Here is a 23,249-nt window from a genome sequence, read left to right as displayed (position 1 = left end):
GCGCTGTGGGACTTGCCAAGGGGCGGCAGAAACATGTATCATTGTTAGAGCAAGGTCGGCCCCCGCGCTACGCTCATTATAGAAAAGAGGTAAAGTTTAATGCCAACACCCAGCATGGAGGATTATTTGGAGCGCATATACAAGCTCATCGATGAGAAGGGTTATGCGCGGGTCTCGGATATTGCCGAGGGACTGGAAGTACACCCCTCCTCTGTGACCAAGATGATCCAAAAACTGGATAAGGACGAATATCTCATCTATGAGAAATATCGTGGGCTTGTCCTAACAAGCAAAGGAAAAAAAGTGGGAAAACGTCTCGTTGACCGTCACCAGCTGCTGGAGGAATTCCTCGGCCTGATCGGAGTGCAGCAGGAACATATTTATAAGGATGTCGAAGGAATTGAGCATCATTTGAGCTGGGACTCCATTACGCGGATTGAGACGCTGGTGGAGTATTTTCGCCGTGATGAAGCGCGTCTGCAGACCTTATACGATATTCATCTTGAACTTATCAGCGATTCATAAATGAAGAAACGGCACCGTCCTTGTTAGTGGACGGAAAGTCGTTTCTGCTTGCGTTTACCGCAACTTTTCCAGTTTTTTTACGTCATAACGGGTATCGTTCTTTTTTTATGTTCAGGACTCCGTTTGACAAGTGAAACGGCCGTCTCCCTTTAACAAGGACGAGAGGGCCGTTTTTCTTTGCGCATGCAACCATTAATTTTTTATCCGGGGAGGAACTATGAATTACCGTAAATGGATGTTAGGACTGCTGGTGCTGCTGTTGTGCCTGCCATTCGGGGCAGCGGGCATCCGGGCGGCTGCCGTTCAGATTACGGTCGAGCTGGATGGCGAGACCATAAGCAGTGATGTGCCGCCTTACATTACGCCGGCGAATGTAACGATGGTGCCGGCGGGTGTGGTCAGCAAAGGCTTAGGCGCGTCGGTGGAATGGAATCAGAGCAGCAAGACAGCGACAATCAGCAAAGGGGGCAATGTGCTGAAGCTGACGAGCGGCAGGAAGACGGCAGTCGTCGGCGAAACGACTGTGGCGCTGGAGACGTCCGTGCAGATCGTGCAGGGCCGGATTATGGTGCCGCTGCGCTTTGTGAGCGAGCAGCTTGGGCTGCAGGTGGTGTGGAATCAGGCGACCAGGCACATTGCACTGTATTCGAACGCCGAAATTGGCGGACCGGCCGCACCGTCTGCTCCTGCAGTTCCACCAGTGCCCGGGGTACCCGCACCCAGCGTACCGACACCAGCGGTTCCTTCCATTCCGGGCGTGAAGGCCTCCAAAGAGATGAAGGGCGCCTGGATTTCCACGGTGTTCAATCTGGACTGGCCTTCCACGGCCTCTGCAGGCAACGAAACCAAGCAGAAAAAGGAATTCGACACCTTGCTGGACAAGCTGCAAAGCGCCGGCTTCAATGCCGTATTCGTGCAGGTCAGACCCTCAGGCGACAGCCTGTACCCTTCGGTGCTGGTTCCCTGGTCCAAGGTGCTGACCGGCACGCAAGGCAAGAATCCGGGCTATGACCCGCTGGAATATATGGTCAGCGCCGCGCACAGCCGCGGCATGCAGTTCCATGCCTGGTTCAATCCCTTCCGCGCTGCCACGGATGCCGGCACGACTGGCCTTGCCAGCAACCATGTGGCAAAGGCACACCCGGAATGGATTGTTAAAGCGGACAGCAAGCTGTACATAAATCCGGGCATTCCCGAGGCGCGCCAGCATATTATCAATACGGTCATGGAAGTGGTGAAAGGCTACGACATTGACGGCGTGCATCTGGACGATTATTTTTACCCTTCCGGAGTAGCCTTTGCCGACGATGCGGCGTTCAAGGCCTACAATGCCAAGTCGATCAGCTCGAAGGCAGATTGGCGGCGGGACAATATCAACAATTTCATCAGCCAATTGGGCCAAGCGATTCATGGCGTGAAATCCGATGTGTCCTTTGGGGTCAGCCCGTTCGGCGTATGGCGCAATAAGAAGAACGACAGCACGGGTTCCGACACCACGGCGGGTGTAACTGCCTATGACGACATGTACGCGGATACGCGGACCTGGATACGCAGCGGCTGGATCGATTATATTGCACCGCAAATTTACTGGAGCCTTTCCTTCAGTGCCGCCCGGTACGATAAGCTGGTGGATTGGTGGGTGAACGAGGTCGGGGACACGGGAGTTAAGCTCTACATTGGCCAGGCTGCGTACAAGGTAGGTGCAAGCGATCAACAAGCGGAATGGCAAAGCGGCGAGCAGATTATCAACCAGCTGAAATATAATGAGAAATACGACAAGGTAGCCGGCAGCATCATGTTCAGGGCGAACGATATAGTGAGCCGTGATCCGTTTGGACTGTACAGCCTGCTGACCTTTTATTTCAAGTCATGAAAATCCCCCCGCAGTCATAGATAAGCTATAGGATCTATGGAACGGGGGATGGCAGTCTATGGAGATCAATGCCGTGTTTGAAGGCGGCGGTGTGAAGGGGATTTCGCTTGCGGGCGCGGTTCAGGCCTCAGAGCAGGCGGGAACGCGTTTTAAGCGGGTGGCCGGAACCTCATCGGGCTCTATTATCGCCTCGCTGCTTGCAGCGGGTTATGACGGTGAGGCGATGAGCCGGATTATCAAGGCCACCTCCTTTACAGCTTTTTTGAAACGGGGATTTATTTACAATACGGCTTATATCGGACCGGCACTGCGGGTATTGATCAAAAAAGGGCTGTATTCCGGCGAGGCGCTGGAATCGTGGATAGGCGGGATCTTGAAGGAGAGGGGCATTGTCAACTTCGGGGACCTGCCGCATGGCAAGCTGTCGATCATCGCCTCCGATATTACGAATGGCCGGCTCGTGGTGCTGCCCGCTGACCTGGAGCAGTACGGGATTTCACCGGAGAGGTTCGAGGTCGCGAGGGCGGTGCGGATGAGCTGCAGCATTCCGTATTTTTTTGATCCGGTGATGCTGCGCTTAAGCGGCGAAGCGGCCAAGGGAAAGTCTTTTGCCGAGCAGTTTGTCTATATGGTGGACGGCGGCTTGCTGAGCAATTTCCCGCTGTGGCTGTTCGATGAAAAAGAAGCGGGCTTCAAAAGTCCCGGGCGCAGAATTCCAACGGTAGGCTATCAGATGATCGGTAAAACAGAGCCGCAGCCGCACCGGATTACCGGTCCCTTCAGCATGCTGCAGGCCATGGTGGGCACGATGCTGTCCGCCCATGACGAACGTTACATCGAGACGGAAAAGTTCGTGCGGACCGTCAAGATTCCGACCCTGGGCATCTCGATGACGCAGTTTCATATTTCGCCGGAGAGAAGTGATGAGCTGTACGCGGCAGGCTATCAGGCAGGGGAGGAATTCTTCAAAAATTGGCGGCCGCTTCCAAAGCCCACGATATTCTGAGCCCGCAAGCGGTTCAGCGCAAAAAAGCGGGATAATTACAGCGCAAACGCACGCAAAGCGCATGAATTCAAAAAAAGGCCTCACCACACCCGCTAACGGTGTGGGAGGCCTTTTGCAATAAAAGCGAACTAATGATATTTGGGCAGCTGCTCGTCATTCTTGCCCTTGCTGCCCTCAATCACCTGAAAGGGATAGCTTTTGCGTTTGCCGGGGGACGGTGTCTGGGTCTTGCGCAAGCTGGCAACCTTGGCCATGGTTTTTTGTGAAGGCTTGACTTTGGTTTTTGATCTGCCCGGCCCCCGTACGGAACTGAATCTTGAGGAACGGTAGGCATAGAATACAATCCCGAGAATCAGCACCGGGATAATCAAAGATGTCAGTGCCCGGAAGCCTTCCAGCATAAACTGTGTAACCAAACCCAGTACCGCAAGCAATACCGTTGTCCAGAAAATCAAAGCATGCCTGATCATAGACCACTCATCCTTTCGCAGGATCCAATATTCCGCCTGTCACACTTGCTTCAGTATATGCCCCTGCTTCGATTGCGGCATCCAGCTCCCGCATCCGGTTGAACGAGGCGATGGAGACTTCGACCATTTCATCTTTGGGCTCCTTGGTGGTAAGCAGCTGCAGCCACAGTCCGGGGTAGCCCAGGTATTTGAGTCCCGGAATATCTCTTACGGCATTGGTTCCCTTCAGCACCTCGAACGAGATGCCAATGACAACCGGCAGCAGCACAATGCGCTGTACGACACGCTCCACCAGGTTATCCCAAGGAAACACCGAGTAGATAATGACGCCGAGGATAATCGTCAGCATCATGAAGCTGCTTCCGCAGCGGTAATGCAGACGGCTGTACTTCTGTACATTCGCTACCGTCAGCTCTTCTCCGGCCTCAAAAGCGCTGATGACCTTATGCTCGGCTCCGTGGTACTGGAACAGCCGCTTGATCACCGGGGTCTGGGAGATCGCCCACAGATAGACAAGCAATAGAACCAGCTTAATTCCGCCTTCTACGAGGTTGTGCAGAATGTAGCCATCAAATGCATTCTTGAACAGGAAATTTTCAACAAATACAGGAACAAGGGTGAAGATCAGCTTGCCGAATAGGAAGGATAGAATACCCATAAGCGCTACGCCAAAAATCATCCCCAGGCTCCAGCCCTCATCCTTCTTCTGGGCTTCCTCCTGCTGCTTGGCCTGATCCTCCGGCTCCGTCTCATCCTCGGCATAGGATTCCGCCGAATAATTCAGATGCTTGGAGCCTTTGGCGCTGGAATCTATAATACTGACAAGGCCGCGAAGCAGCGGAATCTTGCGCAGTTTGACGACCCAGCTCTTATCGCTTCTCGGCACCTCCAAAAAAGTAATTTCCTGATTCTTCCTTCTTACGGCAGTTACGTTGATATGCTTGCCGCCGAACATAACGCCTTCAATGACGGCTTGGCCGCCGTAACTTGGAGTTTCCTGGGACAACCAATTCACCTTCCCGTGTATTAATGTGATTTATATAATACATTGTAACTAATTTATGCCTACATTGCTAGTTGGATTGCCTTTTGCTGTACATACTAGGAAGAGGGAGAGGAAGAGCCGGTCAGGTTTTCCATCTATATGAAAGCGAGGCAGCAGAATGAGCAAATCCCATAAGCAAAAATCGGAACACACCAACCCCTGGTCTTTCGCCTTGGAGCTTGGTTTTTTCGCCGGACTGATCTGGGGCGGGGCACGCTGGCTGATGTACGCCATGCATTTCACGAAGGTGATCCCGGGATTTTTGGCCGAGCCTTTTTTTAAGCATGATTTTTTGACGACACCGGCGGGACATTTGCTCGGGTATCTCTCTTTTATTGTCTTTTCGGTGATAGCTTCCCTGCTCTATGTGCTGATCTTCCGCAAGCTGAAGGGGCCTTGGCCGGGAATGATATACGGTATGCTGTGCTGGTCGGGAGTCTTCCTTGCCGGGTCAAGGCTATTCCTGCAGCAGCCGCCGTTCCGGCTGCCGTGGAACTCGGTGATCAGCGAGTTTTGCATCTTTTTGCTCTGGGGATTGTTCATTGGATATACGGCAGCGATTGAATATACGGATGAACGAAAACGCGAGCAGCAGACAAAGCTGGCCTGACAGCCCGAAAAAACTTCTCAAGGGCATGACCCTATGTTAAAATACAATGTGGCTATTTCGAGAGGAGAATGAAAATGGGCAACAAGCGTATCTCCAAGCTGCGCAAGGTTTTGCAGGAACAGGGATTGGATGCGATTCTTATAACCAGCGGCATTAACCGCCGCTATTTGAGCGGATTCACCGGTTCTTCCGGTTATGTCATGGTCACCGGCGATGACAGCTATCTGCTGACTGACTTCAGGTATATGACGCAGGCGGCGGAACAGGTAACAGGCCTGAAGGTTGTACAGCATGCTCCGAAGTTCATTGATACTGTCCGCGAGCTGCTGCAGGGCGCAAATGTCCGTGTCGGCTTCGAGCAGGATGATGTGACCTTCAGCGCGTATACGGCCTATGCGGCTGCACTGCAGCCGGCGGTGCTGGTTCCGGTCTCCAGGGCTGTTGAGAACCTGCGGGCATTCAAGGATGAAGACGAGCTTGCGGTTATGCAGCGCGCCGCCGATCTGGCGGATGCCGCCTTCAGCCATATCCTGAACGTGATCAAGCCCGGCATGACCGAACGTGACGTGGACCTGGAAATGGAATTCTATATGCGCACCCACGGCGCAACCTCATCTTCGTTCGATACGATCATCGCTTCCGGCGAACGGTCTGCGATGCCGCACGGTGTGGCAAGCAGCAAGGTCATCGCGAACAATGAATTCGTAACCTTCGATTTCGGTGCGCTGCTGGACGGCTACTGCTCGGACGTAACCCGGACGATAGCTCTGGGGGCTCCGGACCCCAAGCTGAAAGAAATTTACGATGTTGTGCTTGAAGCGCAGCTCCATACGCTGGCCTATATCAAGCCGGGCATGACCGGACGTGAATGCGACGCCCTGGCGCGCGATATTATCACCCGCTACGGCTACGGAGAATATTTCGGACACAGCACCGGGCACGGGCTGGGCATGGAGGTTCATGAGAACCCTCGTCTGTCCAAGGCGGCGGACGAAATTATGCAGCCGGGCATGGTCGTCACTGTAGAGCCGGGAATTTACTTGTCCGGTCTTGGGGGCGTGCGGATTGAAGATGATATCGTAATCACCGAGAGCGGCATTTCGCTGCTGACACACTCTTCAAAGGATTATTTGGTATTGTAGCTAATCAGGTAAATTTATTGATTCCAGGAGGGGTTTTTAGTGATTTCAGTTAACGATTTCAAAACAGGCTTGACCGTAGAAGTAGAGGGGGATATTTTTACCGTCCTCGATTTCCAGCATGTTAAGCCGGGCAAAGGCGCCGCATTCGTGCGTTCCAAGCTCAAAAACCTGCGCAACGGCAACACCGTTGAGCGTACCTTCCGTGCCGGCGAAACCATTGGCCGCGCCATCATCGAGAACCGCGGTGTGCAATACCTGTATGCGAGCGGCTCGGATCATGTATTCATGGACAACGAAACCTATGACCAATTTGAGCTGTCCGCCAAGCAATTGGAATGGGAGCTCAACTTCCTCAGAGAAAACATGACCGTGAATATTATCAGCTACCAGGGCGAAATTCTCGGGATTAACCTGCCTACCAGCGTGGAGCTGAAGGTTACCGAAACAGAGCCGGGCGTTAAAGGGAACACAGCCCAAGGCGCAACCAAAGCGGCGACGCTGGAAACCGGCCATACGGTTCAGGTTCCGCTCTTTATCAATGAGGGCGATATTCTCCTGATCGATACCCGTGAAGGCAAATACATCTCCCGCGCGTAGGAACCGGTCAGCTTCGCAGCGGCCTGACCATTCGCACCAGCCTCTCCGCATTTTGCGGCGGGGTTTTTTCGAAATATAATTTATATGCTAGGCACACTAATTTATCCTTCTATTTCTCGCAGAAGCGGCTACCCTCCTCATAAGGACGGTAGCCGTTTCTGCTTGGTTAATCCGCAAAATCCGTAAAAAGCGTGGGGAGCAGATCCGGTTTGGCAGGCTGTCTTTGCAAAACAGAGACCGATGCCGTTCTTCCGCAGCACTTCAGGGCGGGGAATTCCGGGGAAGAGCCTCGGGCGATGCTTCCGTAGTTCGGGGCATCCCCAACAATGCCTTCAGTTCAGGCGTCGTTATTTTAGGGAAAGTCAAAATTTGTTTTCAGAAAATAGGCGAATTTTTTTGTGAAACCATTAACGCTTGAGACGTTTTTCGTATTATACTGGTTTAAAGCACGAAACCATATCTATGCTGTTACATAGACCGAAATAGGGAGTGAAATGGACTTTGTCACTTTATGTCATGAAATTCGGAGGCAGCTCCGTTGGCGACATTGAAAGAATGAAACGCGTTGCGGGGCGCATCGCAGACAAACAGGATGAGGGTCACCGCTGCGTTGTGGTTGTATCCGCCATGGGAGATACCACGGATGAATTGATCGATCAGGCCAGGCAGCTGAACGGGCAGCCGCCTGCACGCGAAATGGATATGCTCATGACCACCGGCGAACAAATCTCGGTTGCCCTGCTCTCCATCGCCCTGCATGGGATTGGCCGCAGCGCCGTATCCTATACAGGCTGGCAGGCCGGCTTCCGTACCGACGAGACGCATGGCCGGGCACGGATCAATGAAATCGTTCCCCGCCGCGTTCTGGAGTCTCTGGAGCGCGGGCAGATCGTAATTGTCGCCGGTTTTCAGGGCATGACCCTGGCCGGAGAGATTACTACACTGGGCCGCGGCGGCTCGGATACAACAGCGGTTGCGCTGGCCGCAGCCATCAAAGCGGATGTCTGCGAGATCTATACCGATGTGGACGGCATTTATTCCACGGATCCGCGCATTGTGAAGACTGCGCGCAAGCTGAAGGAAATCTCCTATGACGAGATGCTGGAGCTGGCTAATCTGGGGGCGGCTGTGCTGCATCCGCGGGCTGTGGAATACGCCAAACGATATCAGGTGAAGCTGGTCGTCAGATCGAGCTTTAATCATAATGAAGGTACTGTTGTGAAGGAGGAAGCAAGCATGGAGCAGGGTGTGGCAGTTAGCGGAATCGCCTATGACAAGAACGTGGCGCGGATCAGTATTTTGGGAGTGCCAGATGTGCCGGGCGTGCTGGCCCAGGTCTTCGGCAAGCTGGCCGAAGAGGGTGTGGACGTCGATATTATCGTACAGAGCGGTGTGCAGAATGAGAAGGCTGACTTCTCGTTCACTGTGGCACTGAGCGAGCTGGCGCATGCCAAAGAAGTGATCGAGGGGCTGCACAGCGCGCTGCCTTACCGCGAGGTTACCTCCGAGGATAATCTGGTCAAGGTATCGATTGTCGGCGCGGGCATGGTCAGCCATCCCGGCGTAGCGGCACAAATGTTCGAAGTGATCTCCAGGGAGGGCGTAAGCATCAAGATGGTCAGCACCTCCGAGATCAAGGTGTCATGCGTCATTGATTCCGGCAATCTGCAAACGATCATCCAGGCGCTTCACACCGCCTACAAGCTGGATACAGAAGAGCAGGCCTTTGTCGGAGGACCCAAGGACCGCCGCTAGAAGCCCGCTTGCTGTATGAAATGTCCTGAAGCCTATTTGGCGGATGGGCATTTTTTTGTTGCAGGGGAAATTATGAATTACTTTTGCTGCGGATTAGGCGTGTATAAATTTGGGGATAAGCTAAAATGCGTGGCAGTCGTGCTGCACCTGCGGGTTCTATGTTTTGCAGGAGGAAGCGCGAAACTTAGAGGGCTAGCCGAGATCACTACCGGGGCAGGAACGTGAATGGAATGAAGTGAAGTGGAAAAAGTGAAACTAAATGGACTAAAAAGCTTGCGGGAGAGGGAATAGTGGGAAAAAGGTAACTTATTTTAAGCATATTTCCCTTTATAAGGGGGGAACGGATGGATTAGGGTTCCTTTTTCCCACTAACGCTGGCGAAAAAGGAAGTGTGGGGAGAAATAAGTGCACTTTTTCCACTTGGTTGGACTTCCCTCCGGGTTTCGGCAGGGGCAGCCTTACACCTGAATTCCCAAACAGCTGCGCTGTCCAGTGGGGGACGGCATAGCCGTTTTGTTCAAAGATAAGAATGTATATGTTTCACGCTATAAATTAGCCTTCTCTTTCCCGCTGAAACGGATACCGTCCTTATAAATACGGCGAAGCCGTTTCCACTTGAAAGATAAGAATTTATCCTGAATTTCGAAAGTAAGTATCCACAAATCATCTAAAAAGCTCTGCACTAGGGGATTTCTTGCTAAAAACAGCTTGCACCACATGGGTGAAGGAAAAAGAGGGTCTATCCCTTGTCCGATCTGGATTGGTTCAATTCACTTTCGAAATTCAGGTTTATATGTTTTGGGGTCCCCGCAAAGTACCTGAGTCATCATCGAAGCCAAGGCCCCACTTTGTGGGGTTATTTTGTGGCTGCGGCCGCCGCAGCTTGTTATGAAACACCGGGGCAGGCTGAACTGGACGGACGCCAGCAACGAATTTCCAAGGATGGCCGGCAAGGAATACATAGGGCACGCCGGAGCCGCAGCAAGGCGAATGGCGGGTTAGCGGCTATATGGATCACTTTTAAAGGAGAGATTGAAGGACATTTAGTTGCTCCAGGGCTTGCGTGCATATAAAAAAACGATATACAAACCCACATGACGCTATGGCGTCACCCCTTAGAATGAAAATAGGTATACCATGGGTGTACGTTGCTTTCGTATAAAAGTCCCACCCGCCACTTTTGGCGGGGATGGGATTTTGTTGGTTTATGTGGGAGGGCGCAGCCACTCTTGGGATTAGTCCAGTTGGCCAAAGAATCCGCAAACAACGGCAGAAATGCCGTTAATTTGGCTGCCGCCGCCAAAAACACTGCGAACAACGGCAGAAATGCCGTTAATTTGGCCGCCGCCGCCAAAAACACTGCGAACAACGGCAGAAATGCCGTTAATTTGGCCGCCGCCGCCAAAATCACTGCAAACAACGGCAGAAATGCCGTTAATTTGGCTGCCGCCGCCAAAATCACTGCGAACAACGGCAGAAATGCCGTTGTTGCATCACCCTAAGCAAAGTCTGCCAGACTCAGCGCATTCGGCTAAGCTGATGCCATGGCCACCAGCCACATACCGGCTGCAATAAGCCCGGCAGCTTAACTCAGCCGTCTGAACCGGCCGAGAATCTCTACGGTCTCCAGCACGTTGACGAACGATTTGGGGTCGGTTTCGAGGATCGTTTTGCGCAGCTCAGCCAGCTCGTAGCGGGTGGTGACGGTCATGAGCATGGTGTTGCCTTCATGGCTGTACCCGCCCTCCGCATTGACCACGGTAACGCCGTGGGGCAGGCAGGTGAGGCGGTTCAGCATCTTTTCGCGCTCCCTGGTGACAATGAAGCAGGTCAGCTTGATGTGGCGGATATGGATCATATCGACCACACGGCTTTTGACAAAGATACAGAGCATGGCGTACAGGGCGGAGTCCCAGCTTTTGAAGAAGCCCAGGCTCAGAATGACCAGCCCATCCATTACAAACAGTACAGTGCCCATCGGAATATCGCGCTTGCGTGTAATGATGGAGCCCAGAATATCAAATCCCCCGGAGGACCCCCCTGCGCGAAGGGAGAAGCCCACGCCGCCTGCGATGATGACTCCCCCGAAAATACTGGCCAGGATAGGGTCCTTGGTCAGCTTGACCAGGGGAATCACGTTCAGAAACCATGTGGTCGCTACGACCGACAGCAGGCTATAGCAGATGTATTTTTTCCCGACGGCCACAAATCCCCAGATCAGGATCGGCAGATTGATTCCGAAATAATACAGCGAAATGTACTTAGGATCGGTTAGATAGCCGATGACGGAGGCCGTTCCCGCCACCCCGCCGCTGAGCAGCTGATGCGGAATGAGGAACAGGCGCAGCCCGCCCGCTACCAGAAAGGCCGAAAAAATAATGATGGCGACTTCTTTTACCTGCTTGGCTACCGGCCCCTAAACGAGCGGCATTACAACATTACGAACTTGCATGACATGGATCCCCTCTTCTTCCGTTGTCTACATCTGCATTTTTGGATGCGCTTGAAAAGATAAGGAGGTCTTAGTCTATCCAACAACCGGCTCTTATATTTTCCAGGTTAGCCTGTTTAAATGCGCAAAATTTATTTTATCATACCGATGATATTTTTTTATAGAGGGGTTCACTATGATTTCTTTCACAATTCTATTGGTATAATCGCCCATTTCTTCTTGTCTAAAGTGGGCCCGTCCCGCATATCCATGGATAACAGCATGAAAAACAGCGGAATTACGGCAATAGACTGGTAAAAGGAGTGGAGCAAAATGGACAAGTATGTGAGCTGGATGGCGGGGCTGAGGCTGCTCTCGGGGAGTGTGGAGATCATGGCAGCCCTGATTATGCTGAAGCTGAACCAGGTGGACAAGGCGCTGGCGGTCAATTCCGGACTGGCTCTCGTAGGACCGACAATTCTGATTCTGACCACAGCGGTCGGGCTGACGGGGATGGCGCAGGATTTGTCCTGGGGCAGGCTGGGCTGGATCGGCTGCGGGGTGGCTTTTCTCTTAATCGGAATTCTAAAAAAATGATAGATGATAGTCATAAAGCACGCGTACAAGCATAAGTATGGATTAAAGCTATTCAAGTAGAGGACAGCTTGGGGGTACTCTGTATGGCTAATGACTGGCTGCTATTGTTTCCTGAAAAAGTAAGGGCGCTGCTGGGAGGCCTGCCTGCTGCGCTGCTCGAAAAGGTGGAGGAGATCCGCGTCCGCGAAGGGCGCCCGCTGGAGATTAATTATTCCGGAGGCAAATATCATTTTGTTGGTGCAGCCGGCAGCCTGACCCTCATTCCCGAAGAGGCGTACAAGCCGGACCGGGAGGATGCGCACCGGCTGCTTGACCTGATCAGCAATCATTCGCTCTATACGATGGAAGAAGAACTGCGCAAAGGATTTATTACGATTCCCGGAGGGCACCGGATTGGACTTGCCGGGCGGACAGTGCTGAGCGGCGGCGCAGTGGAGCATTTGCGCGACATTACCGGCTTCAATGTGCGGATTGCCCGCGAGGTGCCCGGCATTGCCGACGGCGTGCTGCCTTACCTGCTCGACAAGGGGCGTCAGCGGATAATGCATACGCTGATTCTCTCGCCGCCGCAGCATGGCAAAACCACGCTGCTGCGCGATCTTGCCCGCCAGATTTCGGCGGGCGGCAACAGCGGGCGGGAGGGCAGCCGGCCCGGCCTGAAGGTCGGCATCGTCGATGAGCGCTCCGAAATCGCGGGCAGCCGCCGCGGAATTCCCGCCTTTGATGTCGGCCCGCGGACGGACATTCTCGACGGATGCCCCAAAGCGGAAGGCATGATGATGATGATCCGCTCACTCTCGCCCGATGTGCTGATCGCCGATGAGATCGGCCGTCCTGAGGATGCCGAAGCGGTGACCGAAGCGCTGCATGCCGGCATCTCGGTTATCGCATCGGCCCATGGCAAGGAAGTGTCCGAGCTGGCCCGCCGGCCCGGCCTTGGCGGACTGCTGGAGCACCGGATGTTCGAGCGCTATGTTATCCTGCACCGCTCTGAGGCGGGGCTGTCCTTCCGCATTCTGGACGGCCAGAGGCGCAGCCTGCTGCTGGTCCCGCCCGGTGAACGGCAGGGCGGTGAACGCCATGCTTAAGCTCTTCGGAGCGGTGCTGATTGTCCTGGCAGGCACGCTGGCCGGTTTCACGCGGGCCGCCCAGTATGCTGACAGGCCGAGGCATATCAGAGGCCTGATCGCAGCCCTGCAGCGGCTGGAGACGGAGATTCAGTACGGCTATACGCCGCTGCCGGAGGCGCTGCGCCGGATCGGGATGCAGTCGAAGGAGCCGCTGAAGGCTTTTTTCACCACAGCGGCCGCGGAGATGAGCCCCCCGCTGGACTGCAGCGCCGAGGAAGCCATCCAAAAGGCGATGGAGGAGCACTGGAAGGCGGCTTCACTGAAGGGGACGGAGAAGGAAATTCTCCGGCAGCTTAGCTGTACGCTGGGCACCAGCGACCGGCCGAATCAGAGCACGCACATTGCGCTGGCCTTGCAGCAGCTCAAGCAAGAGGAGAAAGTGGCCAGAGAAGATCAGGGCAAATATGAAAAAATGAGCAAAAGCCTGGGTCTGCTGCTTGGAGCATTGATCGTCATATTGATCTTTTAGCGAGGTGCCAGGAATGAATATTGAAGTCAACGCGATCTTCCAGATAGCCGGCATCGGCATCATTATCGCCATGATCCACACGGTGCTTAAGCAGATGGGCAAGGAAGACATCGCCCACTGGGTAACCATTGTCGGCTTTATCATCGTGCTGTTCATGGTCATCCGCATGCTGGACGGCCTGCTCCAGGAAATCAAAACGATTTTTCTTTTTCAATAGGCAAGGCTTATGGAAATCATTCAAGTGGTGGGAATTGGGCTCTTGTCGACGGTCCTTATACTCGTGCTGAAGGAACAAAAGCCGATGTTCGCCTTCCTGCTGACTACCGCTGCAGGCATTCTGATCTTCCTGTTCCTGATCGGCAAGATAGGGACGATTCTGGGGACGCTGGAGCGGGTGGCGGAGTCCTCGGGAATGGAAATGATCTACATTAAAACCGTGTTCAAAATTATCGGAATTTCCTATATCGCGGAGTTCGGGGCGCAGATTGTGCGCGATGCCGGACAGGAATCGATCGCTTCCAAGATAGAGCTGGCAGGCAAGGTTCTGATTATGGTGCTGGCCGTGCCGATTATCAGCATTATTATCGAAACGGTGATGAAGCTTCTGCCGGCGTGACAAGCGAAGGCCCGGAGAAGAAGCAAGAAGACAGGCGGGGGGAACGGGGATGCGGGCTCGCAGTGTTTTTCGGCCACCAAAACTACAAATAATCCTGCTGCTCCTGCCCTTCCTGCTGCTGCTCAGTGCAGGAACAGCCTCCGCTGTCAGCGCAGCCCAGGCGCCTTCACCGCAGCCCTCAAGCCAGGGAGACTCCGCTTCCCCTGTAGACCAGTGGGTAAAGGGGCAGGTGCAGGCCCTGCCTACAGGGGAGGTGGAATCGTATTGGGAGCAGCTGATGAAGGACTACGGGGGATTTTTTCCGGAGGGGCGGACGCCGTCGCTGATGGATATGCTGCTGCCGGGCGACAATGGCCTGAGCTTCAAAAGCGTGCTGTCCGGGCTGACCTCCTTCATGTGGCATGAGGTGCTCTACAACGGCAAGCTGCTGGTGACGATCGTAATGATCAGTGTGCTCAGCATGATTCTGGAGACGCTGCAGACCGCTTTTGAACGCAAAACGGTCAGCAAAATCGCCTACATGCTCTGCTATATGGTAGTGCTGGTCATTGCCGTCAACAGCTTCAATATAGCGATAGGATATGCGAAGGATGCTATTGACCGCATGACCGATTTCATGATGGCAATGATCCCGCTGCTGTTCGCGCTGCTGGCTTCGATGGGCAATATCGTCACTGTATCGGTTACCCATCCGCTGATTGTGTTCATGATCCATACGGTGAGCACACTGATTCACACCGTGGTCTTCCCGCTGCTGTTCTTCTCGGCGGTGCTGCACCTGGTGAGTGCGATATCGGAAAAATACAAGCTGACCCAGCTCGCCAATCTGCTGCGCAATATCGGTGCGGGACTGCTGGGTGTGCTGCTGACCGTCTTCCTCGGAGTGATCTCCGTCAGGGGAATTACCAGCTCGGTGACCGATGGAGTGACTATCCGCGCCGCCAAGTACATCACAGGGAATTTCGTGCCCGTCATCGGCAAAATGTTCGCGGATGCCACCGATACGGTGATCTCGGCTTCACTTCTCGTGAAGAACGCCATCGGGCTTTCGGGCGTCATTATCATTTTGTTCCTGTGCGCTTTTCCGGCCGTTAAAATACTGGTGCTCGCCCTGATCTACAATGTGGCCGCCGCCGTAATGCAGCCGCTGGGCGAGACGCCGATTGTAATCTGCCTGCAGACGATCGGCAAAAGCATGATCTACGTGTTCGCAGCCCTGGCCGCCGTATCGCTGATGTTCTTCCTGGCCGTCACGATCATGCTGACCGCGGGGAATGTCACCGTCATGATGAGGTGAAGCGTATTTTATCAAGTCCTTTTGGGAGGTAGACGATGACCTGGTTGGGCGAATGGCTGCGGGAGCTGATTCTGGTGGTGCTGATGGCCGCTTTTGTGGAGATGCTGCTGCCGAGCAAATCCATGGAGCGGTATGCCAGACTGGTGCTCAGCCTGCTGGTTCTGCTGACCATGCTGAGCCCTATTGTATCCATGCTGAAGGGCGATGCCGCCGGGGAGCTTAGCCTGGCGATGGATCAGCAGGAGAAGGAGGGCGGTTTGTTGTCGGGAGCCGGGGAAGGGGCCGGCTCCCTGGAGAAGATTCTGGCAGACGGCCGCATGCTGGCGGCCGGGGCGCAGGAGCAGAGCCTGAAGCTCGCCGCCGAAGAGGTGGCAGGGCAGATGCGCGACCAAATCGCCGGCAGCACCGGTGTGCAGGGGGCAAAGGTTACGGTGACGCTGGGCATGGGAAAAGCGGCCGGAAGCCTTGGCGGCGAGGCGGTGCCGGTGATCTCCTCGGTGTCGGTTGCCTTGCCGGCGGCTGCCCCGGCTGGCGGCACCGAAGGCAAGGCGGCGGAGGGTACCGCAGCAGGCCCAGCCCCGGAGCCGATTGTAATCACACCTGTGGAGCCGGTGCAGGTCAGCCTGGGTTCCGGTGAAGGAGAGGCTGCCCCCGAAGCACCGGCAACCTCTTCGGCTGAAGCGCCCGATGGCAGCAGTGCAGCTGCGGGGGGCGGGACAGCCGAAGCTGAAGCTGAGTCGATCATCAGGCTGCTGGAGCAGAATTGGAATTTGAGCCGGGAAGTCATTGAGGTGCAGAGCAGCGGCGCCGGAGCAGCGAAATTATAAATATAACCTAACATGCAACCGCAGGAGGGATAAGAGATGGGCAACTGGCTGAAAAAACTGGAGCAATGGGCAGGCGGCGGGTCCGGCAGTCCGAAGCGGAGCCATACCTTCCGCTGGCTGATCATTCTCGGGCTGCTTGGCGCGGCGATTATGCTGTTCAACTCCTTCGTGAATGTGAAGAAGCTGGACAGCGAGAATACAGGGCGTGAGCCGCCCCAGGCCGAAAGCACGCAGGCGGCCCTGCAGCAGGGAGATGGCGCCGGGTCCGATTCTTTTAACAGCATTGAACAGGCAATGGAGAACCGCACCAAAGAAATTCTGGAGAAAATCGTCGGCGTCGGCACGGTGGATATCATGGTCACAGTGGACTCTACAGAAGAAATCGTTGTGCAGCGCAATATGAACGATTCCCAGCAGCAGAGCGAGGAAACCGACGCCAGCGGCGGCAAGCGCCACACCACACAGTACACAAGGGATGGCGAAATCGTCACCTACAGCCAGTCGGGCGACGAAACCCCGATAATAACCAAGCGGATCAAGCCTCAGGTGCGCGGCGTGCTCGTCGTCGCCAAAGGGGCGGAGAACAAAGTCGTCCGCGGGCTGATTGAAGAGGCTGTCGAGAAAGGCCTGAACGTGCCGAGCTACCGTATCTCCGTAGTGCCGCGCAAGCAGGAGTAGCAGATTGATGGTTTATCTTCAAAAACAAAGCGTATGCTTCCGAAGCAGATGCCAGCAAAACAAAGCGTATGCTTTCGATGCCAGCTTTGCCGCAGCGAATCAAAGAAGTACATGCTAACAAAACTCTGAGGAGGAATTAAAAATGAAGGGCAAACGACAAACGATTTGGTTGGTTTCCATGCTCAGCTTGATGGTGGTTCTCTCCGCCTATTATTTGTTCACAGAGGACTCCGGGGCTTCCGTTCCCAAGGAAACCGCAGGCAGCATTCAGGTGGACAACATAAAGAGCGGAGCCGACGGGGCGCAGTCACCCGCTCTCGACAGCGGACTGGTGATCAACGAAGTCACTGCGCAAGACGTTGACACGGGTTCCGGCAATGCCGCAGCGAATGACGGCAGCAGCACTGCCGCCGTTACGGATGACAAGGCGGCCGCCACGGATGACAAGGCTGCTGCGGCAGCAACAGGCGAAGACAGCTCCGCCGCCGGTGCGGTTGCGGCCGATACCGGCAGCGATGCGGACAAATCGCCGGATACCTCCCAAACAGCCACGGATGACACGGACACCGCAGCGGCCGATACAGAGCAAGCTCCAGCCAAAGACGATGCCGCAATTCTGGATGAAGTGGCTTCGCAGAGTGTGTCGGCCAGCAGCCTGTTCAACAACTATCTCTATGAACGCGAGCAGAAGAACCTGAAGGATCAGAACGATCTGCTCGCCGTGATCAACGACATGGCCAAGACTCCTTCCGAGAGTGCAGTAGCCACGGAGCAGCTGAACAAGCTGGAGGAAAAGGAGTCCAAAATCACCGGCATCGAAGAACAGCTGCAGCAGAAGTACGGTGAAGCCATCGTCAAAGAGGAAGCAGGCGAGACGTATACGGTTGTTGTGCTGAGCGACAAGCTTGATGTGAAGCAGGCGGTTGGGATTGTAGATCTCGTAATGAAGGAGCTTAGCATCACTCAGGACAAAATCCGAGTCCAATACGTATCCGAGCAATAATTCTTGGAAAAAAACAGCGGAAAATGACGAAAGAGCTCGGGTTATCCCGGGCTCTTTCCATTTCTAGCGTTTGTGATATAATACATAAAGTTATCTTGGAATATAAGAAGAATAAGTGACATTTGAGTTTTCTTCTTAATATTTCTTGCAAGAAGCGGATATCTGAAAGCGTTTCTGGTAAAATTGCAGGTAATTTGAAGCATATGCTTCCTGAGAAGAACGGAGAAGCCTTTTTTGCTTGTGGCTTCAAGAGAAAGCTGAAGGAGTGAACTATTGAATGTTCAAGTTAAGCGAGATTAAGGAATTGATTAAATTGCTGGACCAAACCTCCTCCGTACACGAACTGGAGATTGAAAGCGAAGGAATGAAGCTGGCTATCCGCAAACCGGACCGCACTGAAGCTGAGGGAATGGCAATTCAGGCGGCTCCTTATGCCTATCCCTTTACGCCAGCTCCGCAGCCGCACAGTCCGCAGCATACTGCACCTGCTGTTGCTGCCGAAATTCCGGCAGCGCCCCAGCAGCCGGCTTCCACTGAAGGCGCATTGCATAAAATTGTCTCTCCTATGGTAGGAACCTTTTATACTGCCGCTTCGCCGGAAACCCCATCCTTTGTCAATGTAGGCGACCGGGTCAGCGAGAAGTCAACGGTCTGCATCATTGAAGCCATGAAGCTGATGAATGAGCTGGAAGCGGAAGTGAGAGGCGAAATCGTGTCCGTACTCGCGGAAAATGGCCAGCTTGTGGAATATGGCCAGCCGCTGTTTCTGGTAAAGCCGGAATAAGCAGCCGCGAGAATCATGAGGAGCTAGCAAGCTTCGTTAAACTTTGGGAGGAAACGCATGAACATTCAAAAAGTGTTGATTGCCAACCGCGGCGAAATCGCGGTCCGCATTATCAGAGCCTGCCGTGAACTGGGCATAGCAACCGTCGCGGTATACTCGGAGCCGGACCGGGACTCATTGCATGTCCGGCTGGCTGATGAAGCGTACTGCATCGGCCCGATGCCCGCCAAGGACAGCTATCTGAACTTTACCAATATTATGAGTGTGGCCACTTTGACGGAATGCGACGCCGTTCATCCCGGTTACGGATTTTTGGCCGAGAATGCGGATTTCGCAGAGATTTGCGAATCCTGCAATATTACCTTTATCGGACCTTCGCCGGACGCCATCACCCGCATGGGCGACAAGGCGGTTGCCAAGGAAACCATGAAGCAGGCCGGCGTCCCGATCATCCCGGGCTCTGACGGGCTTGTGGGCGATGTGGAGGAGGCTGTCATGCTGGGCCGCGAAATCGGCTACCCGATTATCGTGAAGGCTACTGCAGGCGGCGGAGGCAAGGGCATCCGCATTGCCGAGGATGAGGAGTCCCTGGTGAAGCAGATTACCGCAGCCCAGCAGGAAGCACAGAAGGCTTTTGGCAACGCCGGGGTGTACCTGGAGAAATTCCTGACCGGAATGAAGCATGTGGAGATTCAGATTATTGCCGACAGCCACGGCAATGTGGTCCATCTGGGGGAACGGGACTGCTCCGTGCAGCGCCGCCGCCAGAAGCTTATTGAAGAAGCTCCGTGCTCCGTGCTGACCCCGGATATCCGCGAAGCCATGGGCCAGGCGGCGGTCCGTGCCGCACAGGCCGTGAATTACTCCGGCGCGGGCACGCTGGAATTCCTGCTTGGACCGGACGGGCAGTTTTATTTCATGGAAATGAACACCCGCATCCAGGTCGAGCATCCGGTAACGGAGATGGTAACGGGCGTTGACCTGATCAAGGAGATGATTTCTGTCGCGGAGGGCAATCCGTTGTCCTTTGCCCAGGAAGATATCGTGATCAACGGCTGGTCCATTGAATGCCGCATCAATGCGGAAGATCCGGAGCGGAATTTCATGCCGTCGCCGGGCAAGATCGGCTTTTATCTGCCGCCGGGCGGGCTTGGCGTGCGGGTGGACAGCGCTGCATATCCAGGGTATACGATCTCCCCTTTTTATGACTCGATGATTGCCAAGCTGATTGTATGGGCTCCGACCCGCCAGGAGGCTATAGCCAAGATGAAACGGGCGCTCTCGGAATTTGCTGTGGAAGGCATACATACTACGATTTCCTTCCACCAGAAGCTGCTGGAGCATCCGGTGTTTTTGGACGGAGATTTTGACATTAAATTCCTGGAGGAATATGAAATTTAGGACGACTTCGCATTGTTTGTCATAAAGTTCGCCAAATGATATAGTATGTTTAATAAGAGACGTGCTTTGCGTTTGAAATATTGAACAACTTTTTCTCTGAAAGGTGTGAAGTCCACAATGAGTACATTGCCGACAGAATACGAACGTACGGAAATCGGTGAAATCCAGATCGCTCCCGAAGTGATTGAGGTTATCGCAGGCTTGGCAACCGTGGAAGTGAAAGGCGTGGCAGGCATGAGCGGCGGATTTGCCGGCGGCATTGTTGAGCTCCTCGGCCGCAAGAACCTCTCCAAAGGCGTGAAGGTGGAGGTTGGACAACGCGAGGCTGCGGTGGATGTGTCCGTAATTATCGAGTACGGCAACCGCCTCCCTGAAGTGGCCGCGGAAATTCAGCGCAACGTAAAGCGTTCAATCGAGACGATGACCGGCCTGACTGTGGTTGAAGTGAATGTGAATATCCATGATGTGCAGTTCCGCAGCACCGCTGCCGCTGACAAGAGCGAAGAAACGGATGCAGTTCTCCGAGTGAAATAAAGGCAGCGTGCTTCCATAAACCCCCGACAGCACCGTCGAGGGTTTACTCTAATTTAAGGAGGTTATGAGACTCGTGGCAAAAATTTTGGACAGGCTTTTGCTGTTCGTCTACAGCTTATGCATCGGAATACTATCTGTAATTGCCATCCTCCTGTTAAGCGGTGCCATTCCGGACTCTTTTGACGCGCTGGACAGACCTGAGGTGTACATAGCTGCCATCGCAGTGGCCGTTATTCTGTTCCTGCTCAGCATCCGTTTCTTCTACATTTCGCTGCGCCGTGACCGCGCTTCCCAGCCTTCGGTCGATCAGCGCACGGAATACGGGGATATTCAAATCTCCATGGAAACGATTGAGAACCTGAGCCTGAAGGCCGCCGGCAAAGTCAAAGGAATCAGAGATCTCAAGTCGCGCATCCGCGTCTCCCAGGCCGGTCTTGAGATCATGATCCGCGCAGTTGTGGACGGGGAGGCCTCCCTGCCGCTGCTGACTAACGAGGTTCAGCGCCAGGTGCATGATTTTGTGCAGGAAACGACCGGAATTCCGGTAGCGGACGTCTCTGTATACATTGCTAACCTCACACAGTCTCCAAGCTTCAAAAGTCGAGTGGAATAGAGGTGAGTTTCCCTTATGTGGTGGAAAGCGGCATGGGAAAGTCACGGGGGTAGAATTGCCGGAGTCACCTTCGGTGTCGTTCTCGGGCTGATTTATTTGATTAGCGGATTTTGGGATATGCTGTTCTTTGCACTGGTAGTGTTCATAGGATATACGCTTGGCAAAAGAAAGGACACCGCCCGGCCCCCGCTGTTTCAGTGGCAGGAGCTGGCTCAGCGGCTGTCCGGCCGCTGGCGTCCCTTCAAATGAACCGCGATAGCTTTTCTTCCGGAGCCTGGAACCCGTACGTATGAGTTGCCTGATGCCGGCAGAAGGGCTGCGCGGTTTTTTTTGAAAGTCTCCTTTCGGAAGCATTGGCAGTCTGGAATAAAAAAGCACAAGCCCAGTTTTTCCGACAGGAAAAAATGGAACACCAATACAAGCATGCGAGGTAAGCTCGTAGGAGGAATACATGAAAAGACGTTTAGCTAGAGAAATTATTGTCCAAAGCCTGTACCAGATGGAAATGAATGAAGTGGAAAGCGCGGAAGCGGTAGAGATGCTGATTGCCGAAGCTTCGGAAGAGAATGAGACGGATCATGTCATTACAGACGAAATCGAGCTGAAAGCCTATGTAGTAGCGCATGTGAACGGCGTGTGGGAGCACAAGGCGGCGATCGACGATATGCTGGAGCATTACCTGAAGGGCTGGCAGATGAGCCGTCTCTCGCGGGTGGACCGCCAGATTCTGCGTCTTGCAACCTTCGAAATGGTTTTTGCGGATGACGTTCCGGCCAAGGTTGCGGTCAATGAAGCCATCGATCTGGCCAAGCATTTCGGCACCGATGACTCCGGCAAGTTCGTCAACGGTGTGCTCGGCAAGATGATCCAGGAGATTGATACGCTTAAGGCAGATCTGTAAGAATTGCTTTTTTCGCACGCCCATGGCTTGGCTTACCAGCCTCGGTCCAATTTTCAAGCAGATAAAAGGGGAGAGAATTACATGACAGCAGCAATCATCAGCGGTAAACAAGTATCTGACGAAATTCGTACCGGCATTGCCGGGGAAGTTGCCTTACTTGCGGAACGGGGCGTGAAGCCCGGTCTTGCTGTTGTACTGGTCGGTGAAGACCCTGCTTCGCAGGTCTACGTGCGCAACAAAGAGAAATCGAGCACCGGGCTTGGCTTCCATTCTGAAGTGCACAGACTGGATGCTGCGGCAAGCCAGGAAGAGCTTCTGGCCCTTGTGGCAGAGCTGAACCGCCGGGATGAAATCGACGGCATTCTGGTTCAGCTTCCGCTTCCGAAGCACATTGACGAGAAGGCTGTAATTAATGCCATTGCCGTAGAGAAGGACGTTGACGGCTTCCATCCGATCAATGTGGGCAATCTGGTTATCGGAGATGACAGCCTGCTGCCCTGCACGCCTGCCGGCGTGATCGAGCTGATCAAGCGTACCGGCACCGGAATGTCCGGCAAGCACGCTGTCGTGATCGGACGCAGCAACATTGTCGGCAAACCGGTATCCCTTCTGCTCCAGCGGGAGAATGCGACGGTTACCATGTGCCATTCGCGTACCGCGAATATGGCTGAGCTAAGCCGCCAGGCGGATATTCTCGTTGTTGCGATCGGGCGGGCCAACTTTATTGACGGCTCTTTTGTGAAGCCGGGCGCCGTCGTAATCGATGTCGGGATGAACCGGCTGGATAACGGCAAGCTGGCCGGGGATGTGGATTATGACAGCGCGAAGGAAGTTGCCGGATACATCACACCGGTACCGGGCGGTGTGGGACCGATGACAATTACTATGCTGATGGGCAACACGCTGGTTGCGGCCAAACGACGCCGCGGCCTGGAACGGGATTAG

General features: G+C 54.2%; 27 protein-coding genes. 24 read left to right on the top strand and 3 right to left on the bottom strand.

Going from position 1 to position 23,249, the window contains the following annotated elements; all coding sequences use genetic code 11:
- Positions 1 to 99: 99 nt before the first annotated feature.
- The 3 genes from mntR to HYD27_RS10600 all read left to right on the top strand — a co-directional run bounded on the left by mntR (position 100) and on the right by HYD27_RS10600 (position 3,404).
- Positions 100 to 525: a transcriptional regulator MntR gene (gene mntR / locus HYD27_RS10610; RefSeq protein WP_219214680.1), complete on the top strand. Its 426-nt coding sequence runs from the start codon at positions 100 to 102 to the stop codon at positions 523 to 525.
- A gap of 217 nt (positions 526 to 742) precedes the next feature.
- Positions 743 to 2,398, top strand: a complete 1,656-nt coding sequence (locus HYD27_RS10605; protein WP_219214677.1) for a family 10 glycosylhydrolase — start codon at positions 743 to 745, stop codon at positions 2,396 to 2,398.
- Between the two features lie 58 nt (positions 2,399 to 2,456).
- Positions 2,457 to 3,404 (top strand): patatin-like phospholipase family protein, encoded by a 948-nt coding sequence (locus tag HYD27_RS10600; RefSeq protein ID WP_219214675.1) that lies wholly within the window; start codon positions 2,457 to 2,459, stop codon positions 3,402 to 3,404.
- A 128-nt stretch (positions 3,405 to 3,532) separates the two neighbouring features.
- Here HYD27_RS10600 and HYD27_RS10595 read toward each other — a convergent pair whose 3' ends face one another.
- Together HYD27_RS10595 and HYD27_RS10590 are read right to left on the bottom strand one after the other, a co-directional pair.
- Positions 3,533 to 3,874, bottom strand: a complete 342-nt coding sequence (locus HYD27_RS10595) for a hypothetical protein (RefSeq protein ID WP_219214673.1) — start codon at positions 3,872 to 3,874, stop codon at positions 3,533 to 3,535.
- Positions 3,875 to 3,881: 7 nt separating this feature from the next.
- Positions 3,882 to 4,829 carry a DUF1385 domain-containing protein gene (locus HYD27_RS10590; protein WP_375373909.1) on the bottom strand — a complete coding sequence of 316 codons (948 nt, stop codon included), beginning with the start codon at positions 4,827 to 4,829 and terminating at the stop codon, positions 3,882 to 3,884.
- 208 nt (positions 4,830 to 5,037) lie between these two features.
- On the opposite strand from HYD27_RS10590, the gene HYD27_RS10585 reads away from it, so the two are divergent.
- The 5 genes from HYD27_RS10585 (at position 5,038) to HYD27_RS10565 (ending at position 10,525) form a co-directional block, all read left to right on the top strand.
- Complete coding sequence (locus HYD27_RS10585) at positions 5,038 to 5,529, top strand: YqhR family membrane protein (RefSeq protein WP_219214669.1); 492 nt, start codon at positions 5,038 to 5,040, stop codon at positions 5,527 to 5,529.
- A 74-nt stretch (positions 5,530 to 5,603) separates the two neighbouring features.
- A complete protein-coding gene (locus HYD27_RS10580) occupies positions 5,604 to 6,671 on the top strand; it encodes a M24 family metallopeptidase (protein WP_219214667.1) in 1,068 nt (355 codons plus the stop codon).
- A 39-nt stretch (positions 6,672 to 6,710) separates the two neighbouring features.
- Positions 6,711 to 7,268: an elongation factor P gene (gene efp, locus HYD27_RS10575; RefSeq protein WP_219214664.1), complete on the top strand. Its 558-nt coding sequence runs from the start codon at positions 6,711 to 6,713 to the stop codon at positions 7,266 to 7,268.
- A 501-nt stretch (positions 7,269 to 7,769) separates the two neighbouring features.
- Positions 7,770 to 9,023 carry an aspartate kinase gene (locus tag HYD27_RS10570; protein ID WP_219214661.1) on the top strand — a complete coding sequence of 418 codons (1,254 nt, stop codon included), beginning with the start codon at positions 7,770 to 7,772 and terminating at the stop codon, positions 9,021 to 9,023.
- A gap of 1,229 nt (positions 9,024 to 10,252) precedes the next feature.
- The gene (locus tag HYD27_RS10565; RefSeq protein ID WP_219214659.1) at positions 10,253 to 10,525 is read left to right on the top strand and encodes a hypothetical protein; all 273 of its coding nucleotides are present in this window, start codon (positions 10,253 to 10,255) and stop codon (positions 10,523 to 10,525) included.
- Positions 10,526 to 10,608: 83 nt separating this feature from the next.
- Here HYD27_RS10565 and HYD27_RS10560 read toward each other — a convergent pair whose 3' ends face one another.
- A complete protein-coding gene (locus HYD27_RS10560) occupies positions 10,609 to 11,400 on the bottom strand; it encodes a YitT family protein (protein WP_309242049.1) in 792 nt (263 codons plus the stop codon).
- Positions 11,401 to 11,787: 387 nt separating this feature from the next.
- Between HYD27_RS10560 and HYD27_RS10555 the strand changes: the two genes are divergently transcribed.
- From HYD27_RS10555 to folD, 16 genes are all read left to right on the top strand, one after another.
- Entirely contained in the window at positions 11,788 to 12,051 is a 264-nt protein-coding gene (locus HYD27_RS10555) for a YqhV family protein (RefSeq protein ID WP_219214655.1), read from the top strand.
- Between the two features lie 83 nt (positions 12,052 to 12,134).
- Entirely contained in the window at positions 12,135 to 13,139 is a 1,005-nt protein-coding gene (spoIIIAA, locus tag HYD27_RS10550; protein ID WP_219214651.1) for a stage III sporulation protein AA, read from the top strand.
- Complete coding sequence (spoIIIAB, locus tag HYD27_RS10545; protein ID WP_219214648.1) at positions 13,132 to 13,650, top strand: stage III sporulation protein SpoIIIAB; 519 nt, start codon at positions 13,132 to 13,134, stop codon at positions 13,648 to 13,650. Before spoIIIAA ends, spoIIIAB begins: the two co-directional genes overlap by 8 nt.
- Before the next feature lie 13 nt (positions 13,651 to 13,663).
- Positions 13,664 to 13,867, top strand: coding sequence for a stage III sporulation protein AC (gene spoIIIAC, locus HYD27_RS10540; protein ID WP_020426549.1), 204 nt, complete (start codon positions 13,664 to 13,666; stop codon positions 13,865 to 13,867).
- 9 nt (positions 13,868 to 13,876) lie between these two features.
- Entirely contained in the window at positions 13,877 to 14,266 is a 390-nt protein-coding gene (gene spoIIIAD / locus HYD27_RS10535; protein ID WP_039875230.1) for a stage III sporulation protein AD, read from the top strand.
- Between the two features lie 49 nt (positions 14,267 to 14,315).
- Positions 14,316 to 15,563, top strand: coding sequence for a stage III sporulation protein AE (gene spoIIIAE, locus HYD27_RS10530; protein ID WP_219214645.1), 1,248 nt, complete (start codon positions 14,316 to 14,318; stop codon positions 15,561 to 15,563).
- A gap of 35 nt (positions 15,564 to 15,598) precedes the next feature.
- The gene (spoIIIAF, locus tag HYD27_RS10525; protein ID WP_219214642.1) at positions 15,599 to 16,390 is read left to right on the top strand and encodes a stage III sporulation protein AF; all 792 of its coding nucleotides are present in this window, start codon (positions 15,599 to 15,601) and stop codon (positions 16,388 to 16,390) included.
- 36 nt (positions 16,391 to 16,426) lie between these two features.
- Positions 16,427 to 17,068 (top strand): stage III sporulation protein AG, encoded by a 642-nt coding sequence (gene spoIIIAG, locus HYD27_RS10520; RefSeq protein WP_219214639.1) that lies wholly within the window; start codon positions 16,427 to 16,429, stop codon positions 17,066 to 17,068.
- A gap of 142 nt (positions 17,069 to 17,210) precedes the next feature.
- Positions 17,211 to 18,071, top strand: coding sequence for a SpoIIIAH-like family protein (locus HYD27_RS10515; RefSeq protein ID WP_219214636.1), 861 nt, complete (start codon positions 17,211 to 17,213; stop codon positions 18,069 to 18,071).
- Positions 18,072 to 18,348: 277 nt separating this feature from the next.
- Positions 18,349 to 18,855, top strand: a complete 507-nt coding sequence (gene accB, locus HYD27_RS10510; protein ID WP_219214633.1) for an acetyl-CoA carboxylase biotin carboxyl carrier protein — start codon at positions 18,349 to 18,351, stop codon at positions 18,853 to 18,855.
- Positions 18,856 to 18,912: 57 nt separating this feature from the next.
- Complete coding sequence (accC, locus tag HYD27_RS10505) at positions 18,913 to 20,256, top strand: acetyl-CoA carboxylase biotin carboxylase subunit (protein ID WP_219214630.1); 1,344 nt, start codon at positions 18,913 to 18,915, stop codon at positions 20,254 to 20,256.
- Positions 20,257 to 20,373: 117 nt separating this feature from the next.
- Entirely contained in the window at positions 20,374 to 20,790 is a 417-nt protein-coding gene (locus tag HYD27_RS10500) for an Asp23/Gls24 family envelope stress response protein (RefSeq protein WP_219214626.1), read from the top strand.
- Between the two features lie 73 nt (positions 20,791 to 20,863).
- Positions 20,864 to 21,403, top strand: a complete 540-nt coding sequence (amaP, locus tag HYD27_RS10495; RefSeq protein ID WP_219214624.1) for an alkaline shock response membrane anchor protein AmaP — start codon at positions 20,864 to 20,866, stop codon at positions 21,401 to 21,403.
- Between the two features lie 15 nt (positions 21,404 to 21,418).
- On the top strand, positions 21,419 to 21,652 hold the full coding sequence (locus HYD27_RS10490; RefSeq protein ID WP_219214621.1) for a DUF2273 domain-containing protein: 234 nt from the start codon (positions 21,419 to 21,421) through the stop codon (positions 21,650 to 21,652).
- A gap of 202 nt (positions 21,653 to 21,854) precedes the next feature.
- Positions 21,855 to 22,304: a transcription antitermination factor NusB gene (gene nusB / locus HYD27_RS10485; protein WP_219214619.1), complete on the top strand. Its 450-nt coding sequence runs from the start codon at positions 21,855 to 21,857 to the stop codon at positions 22,302 to 22,304.
- Between the two features lie 81 nt (positions 22,305 to 22,385).
- Positions 22,386 to 23,249, top strand: a complete 864-nt coding sequence (gene folD, locus HYD27_RS10480) for a bifunctional methylenetetrahydrofolate dehydrogenase/methenyltetrahydrofolate cyclohydrolase FolD (RefSeq protein ID WP_219214616.1) — start codon at positions 22,386 to 22,388, stop codon at positions 23,247 to 23,249.

The organism is Paenibacillus sp. S150 (assembly GCF_019352175.1).
Classification (GTDB): domain Bacteria; phylum Bacillota; class Bacilli; order Paenibacillales; family Paenibacillaceae; genus Paenibacillus_AQ.
This window is presented reverse-complemented; position numbering and strand designations above follow the sequence as displayed.

Bases quoted from the DNA above. Each gene is read 5' to 3' on its own strand.
- HYD27_RS10515 (WP_219214636.1), top strand. From the start codon at position 17,211: ATGAAGGGCAAACGACAAACGATTTGGTTGGTTTCCATGCTCAGCTTG.
- spoIIIAD (WP_039875230.1), top strand. From the start codon at position 13,877: ATGGAAATCATTCAAGTGGTGGGAATTGGGCTCTTGTCGACGGTCCTT.
- spoIIIAA (WP_219214651.1), top strand. From the start codon at position 12,135: ATGGCTAATGACTGGCTGCTATTGTTTCCTGAAAAAGTAAGGGCGCTG.
- HYD27_RS10500 (WP_219214626.1), top strand. From the start codon at position 20,374: ATGAGTACATTGCCGACAGAATACGAACGTACGGAAATCGGTGAAATC.
- folD (WP_219214616.1), top strand. From the start codon at position 22,386: ATGACAGCAGCAATCATCAGCGGTAAACAAGTATCTGACGAAATTCGT.
- mntR (WP_219214680.1), top strand. From the start codon at position 100: ATGCCAACACCCAGCATGGAGGATTATTTGGAGCGCATATACAAGCTC.
- spoIIIAB (WP_219214648.1), top strand. From the start codon at position 13,132: ATGCTTAAGCTCTTCGGAGCGGTGCTGATTGTCCTGGCAGGCACGCTG.
- HYD27_RS10605 (WP_219214677.1), top strand. From the start codon at position 743: ATGAATTACCGTAAATGGATGTTAGGACTGCTGGTGCTGCTGTTGTGC.
- spoIIIAC (WP_020426549.1), top strand. From the start codon at position 13,664: ATGAATATTGAAGTCAACGCGATCTTCCAGATAGCCGGCATCGGCATC.
- HYD27_RS10600 (WP_219214675.1), top strand. From the start codon at position 2,457: ATGGAGATCAATGCCGTGTTTGAAGGCGGCGGTGTGAAGGGGATTTCG.
- HYD27_RS10555 (WP_219214655.1), top strand. From the start codon at position 11,788: ATGGACAAGTATGTGAGCTGGATGGCGGGGCTGAGGCTGCTCTCGGGG.
- HYD27_RS10490 (WP_219214621.1), top strand. From the start codon at position 21,419: ATGTGGTGGAAAGCGGCATGGGAAAGTCACGGGGGTAGAATTGCCGGA.
- spoIIIAG (WP_219214639.1), top strand. From the start codon at position 16,427: ATGGGCAACTGGCTGAAAAAACTGGAGCAATGGGCAGGCGGCGGGTCC.
- spoIIIAF (WP_219214642.1), top strand. From the start codon at position 15,599: ATGACCTGGTTGGGCGAATGGCTGCGGGAGCTGATTCTGGTGGTGCTG.
- HYD27_RS10590 (WP_375373909.1), bottom strand. From the start codon at position 4,829: ATGTTCGGCGGCAAGCATATCAACGTAACTGCCGTAAGAAGGAAGAAT.
- HYD27_RS10595 (WP_219214673.1), bottom strand. From the start codon at position 3,874: ATGATCAGGCATGCTTTGATTTTCTGGACAACGGTATTGCTTGCGGTA.
- spoIIIAE (WP_219214645.1), top strand. From the start codon at position 14,316: ATGCGGGCTCGCAGTGTTTTTCGGCCACCAAAACTACAAATAATCCTG.
- nusB (WP_219214619.1), top strand. From the start codon at position 21,855: ATGAAAAGACGTTTAGCTAGAGAAATTATTGTCCAAAGCCTGTACCAG.
- HYD27_RS10585 (WP_219214669.1), top strand. From the start codon at position 5,038: ATGAGCAAATCCCATAAGCAAAAATCGGAACACACCAACCCCTGGTCT.
- accC (WP_219214630.1), top strand. From the start codon at position 18,913: ATGAACATTCAAAAAGTGTTGATTGCCAACCGCGGCGAAATCGCGGTC.
- HYD27_RS10580 (WP_219214667.1), top strand. From the start codon at position 5,604: ATGGGCAACAAGCGTATCTCCAAGCTGCGCAAGGTTTTGCAGGAACAG.
- accB (WP_219214633.1), top strand. From the start codon at position 18,349: ATGTTCAAGTTAAGCGAGATTAAGGAATTGATTAAATTGCTGGACCAA.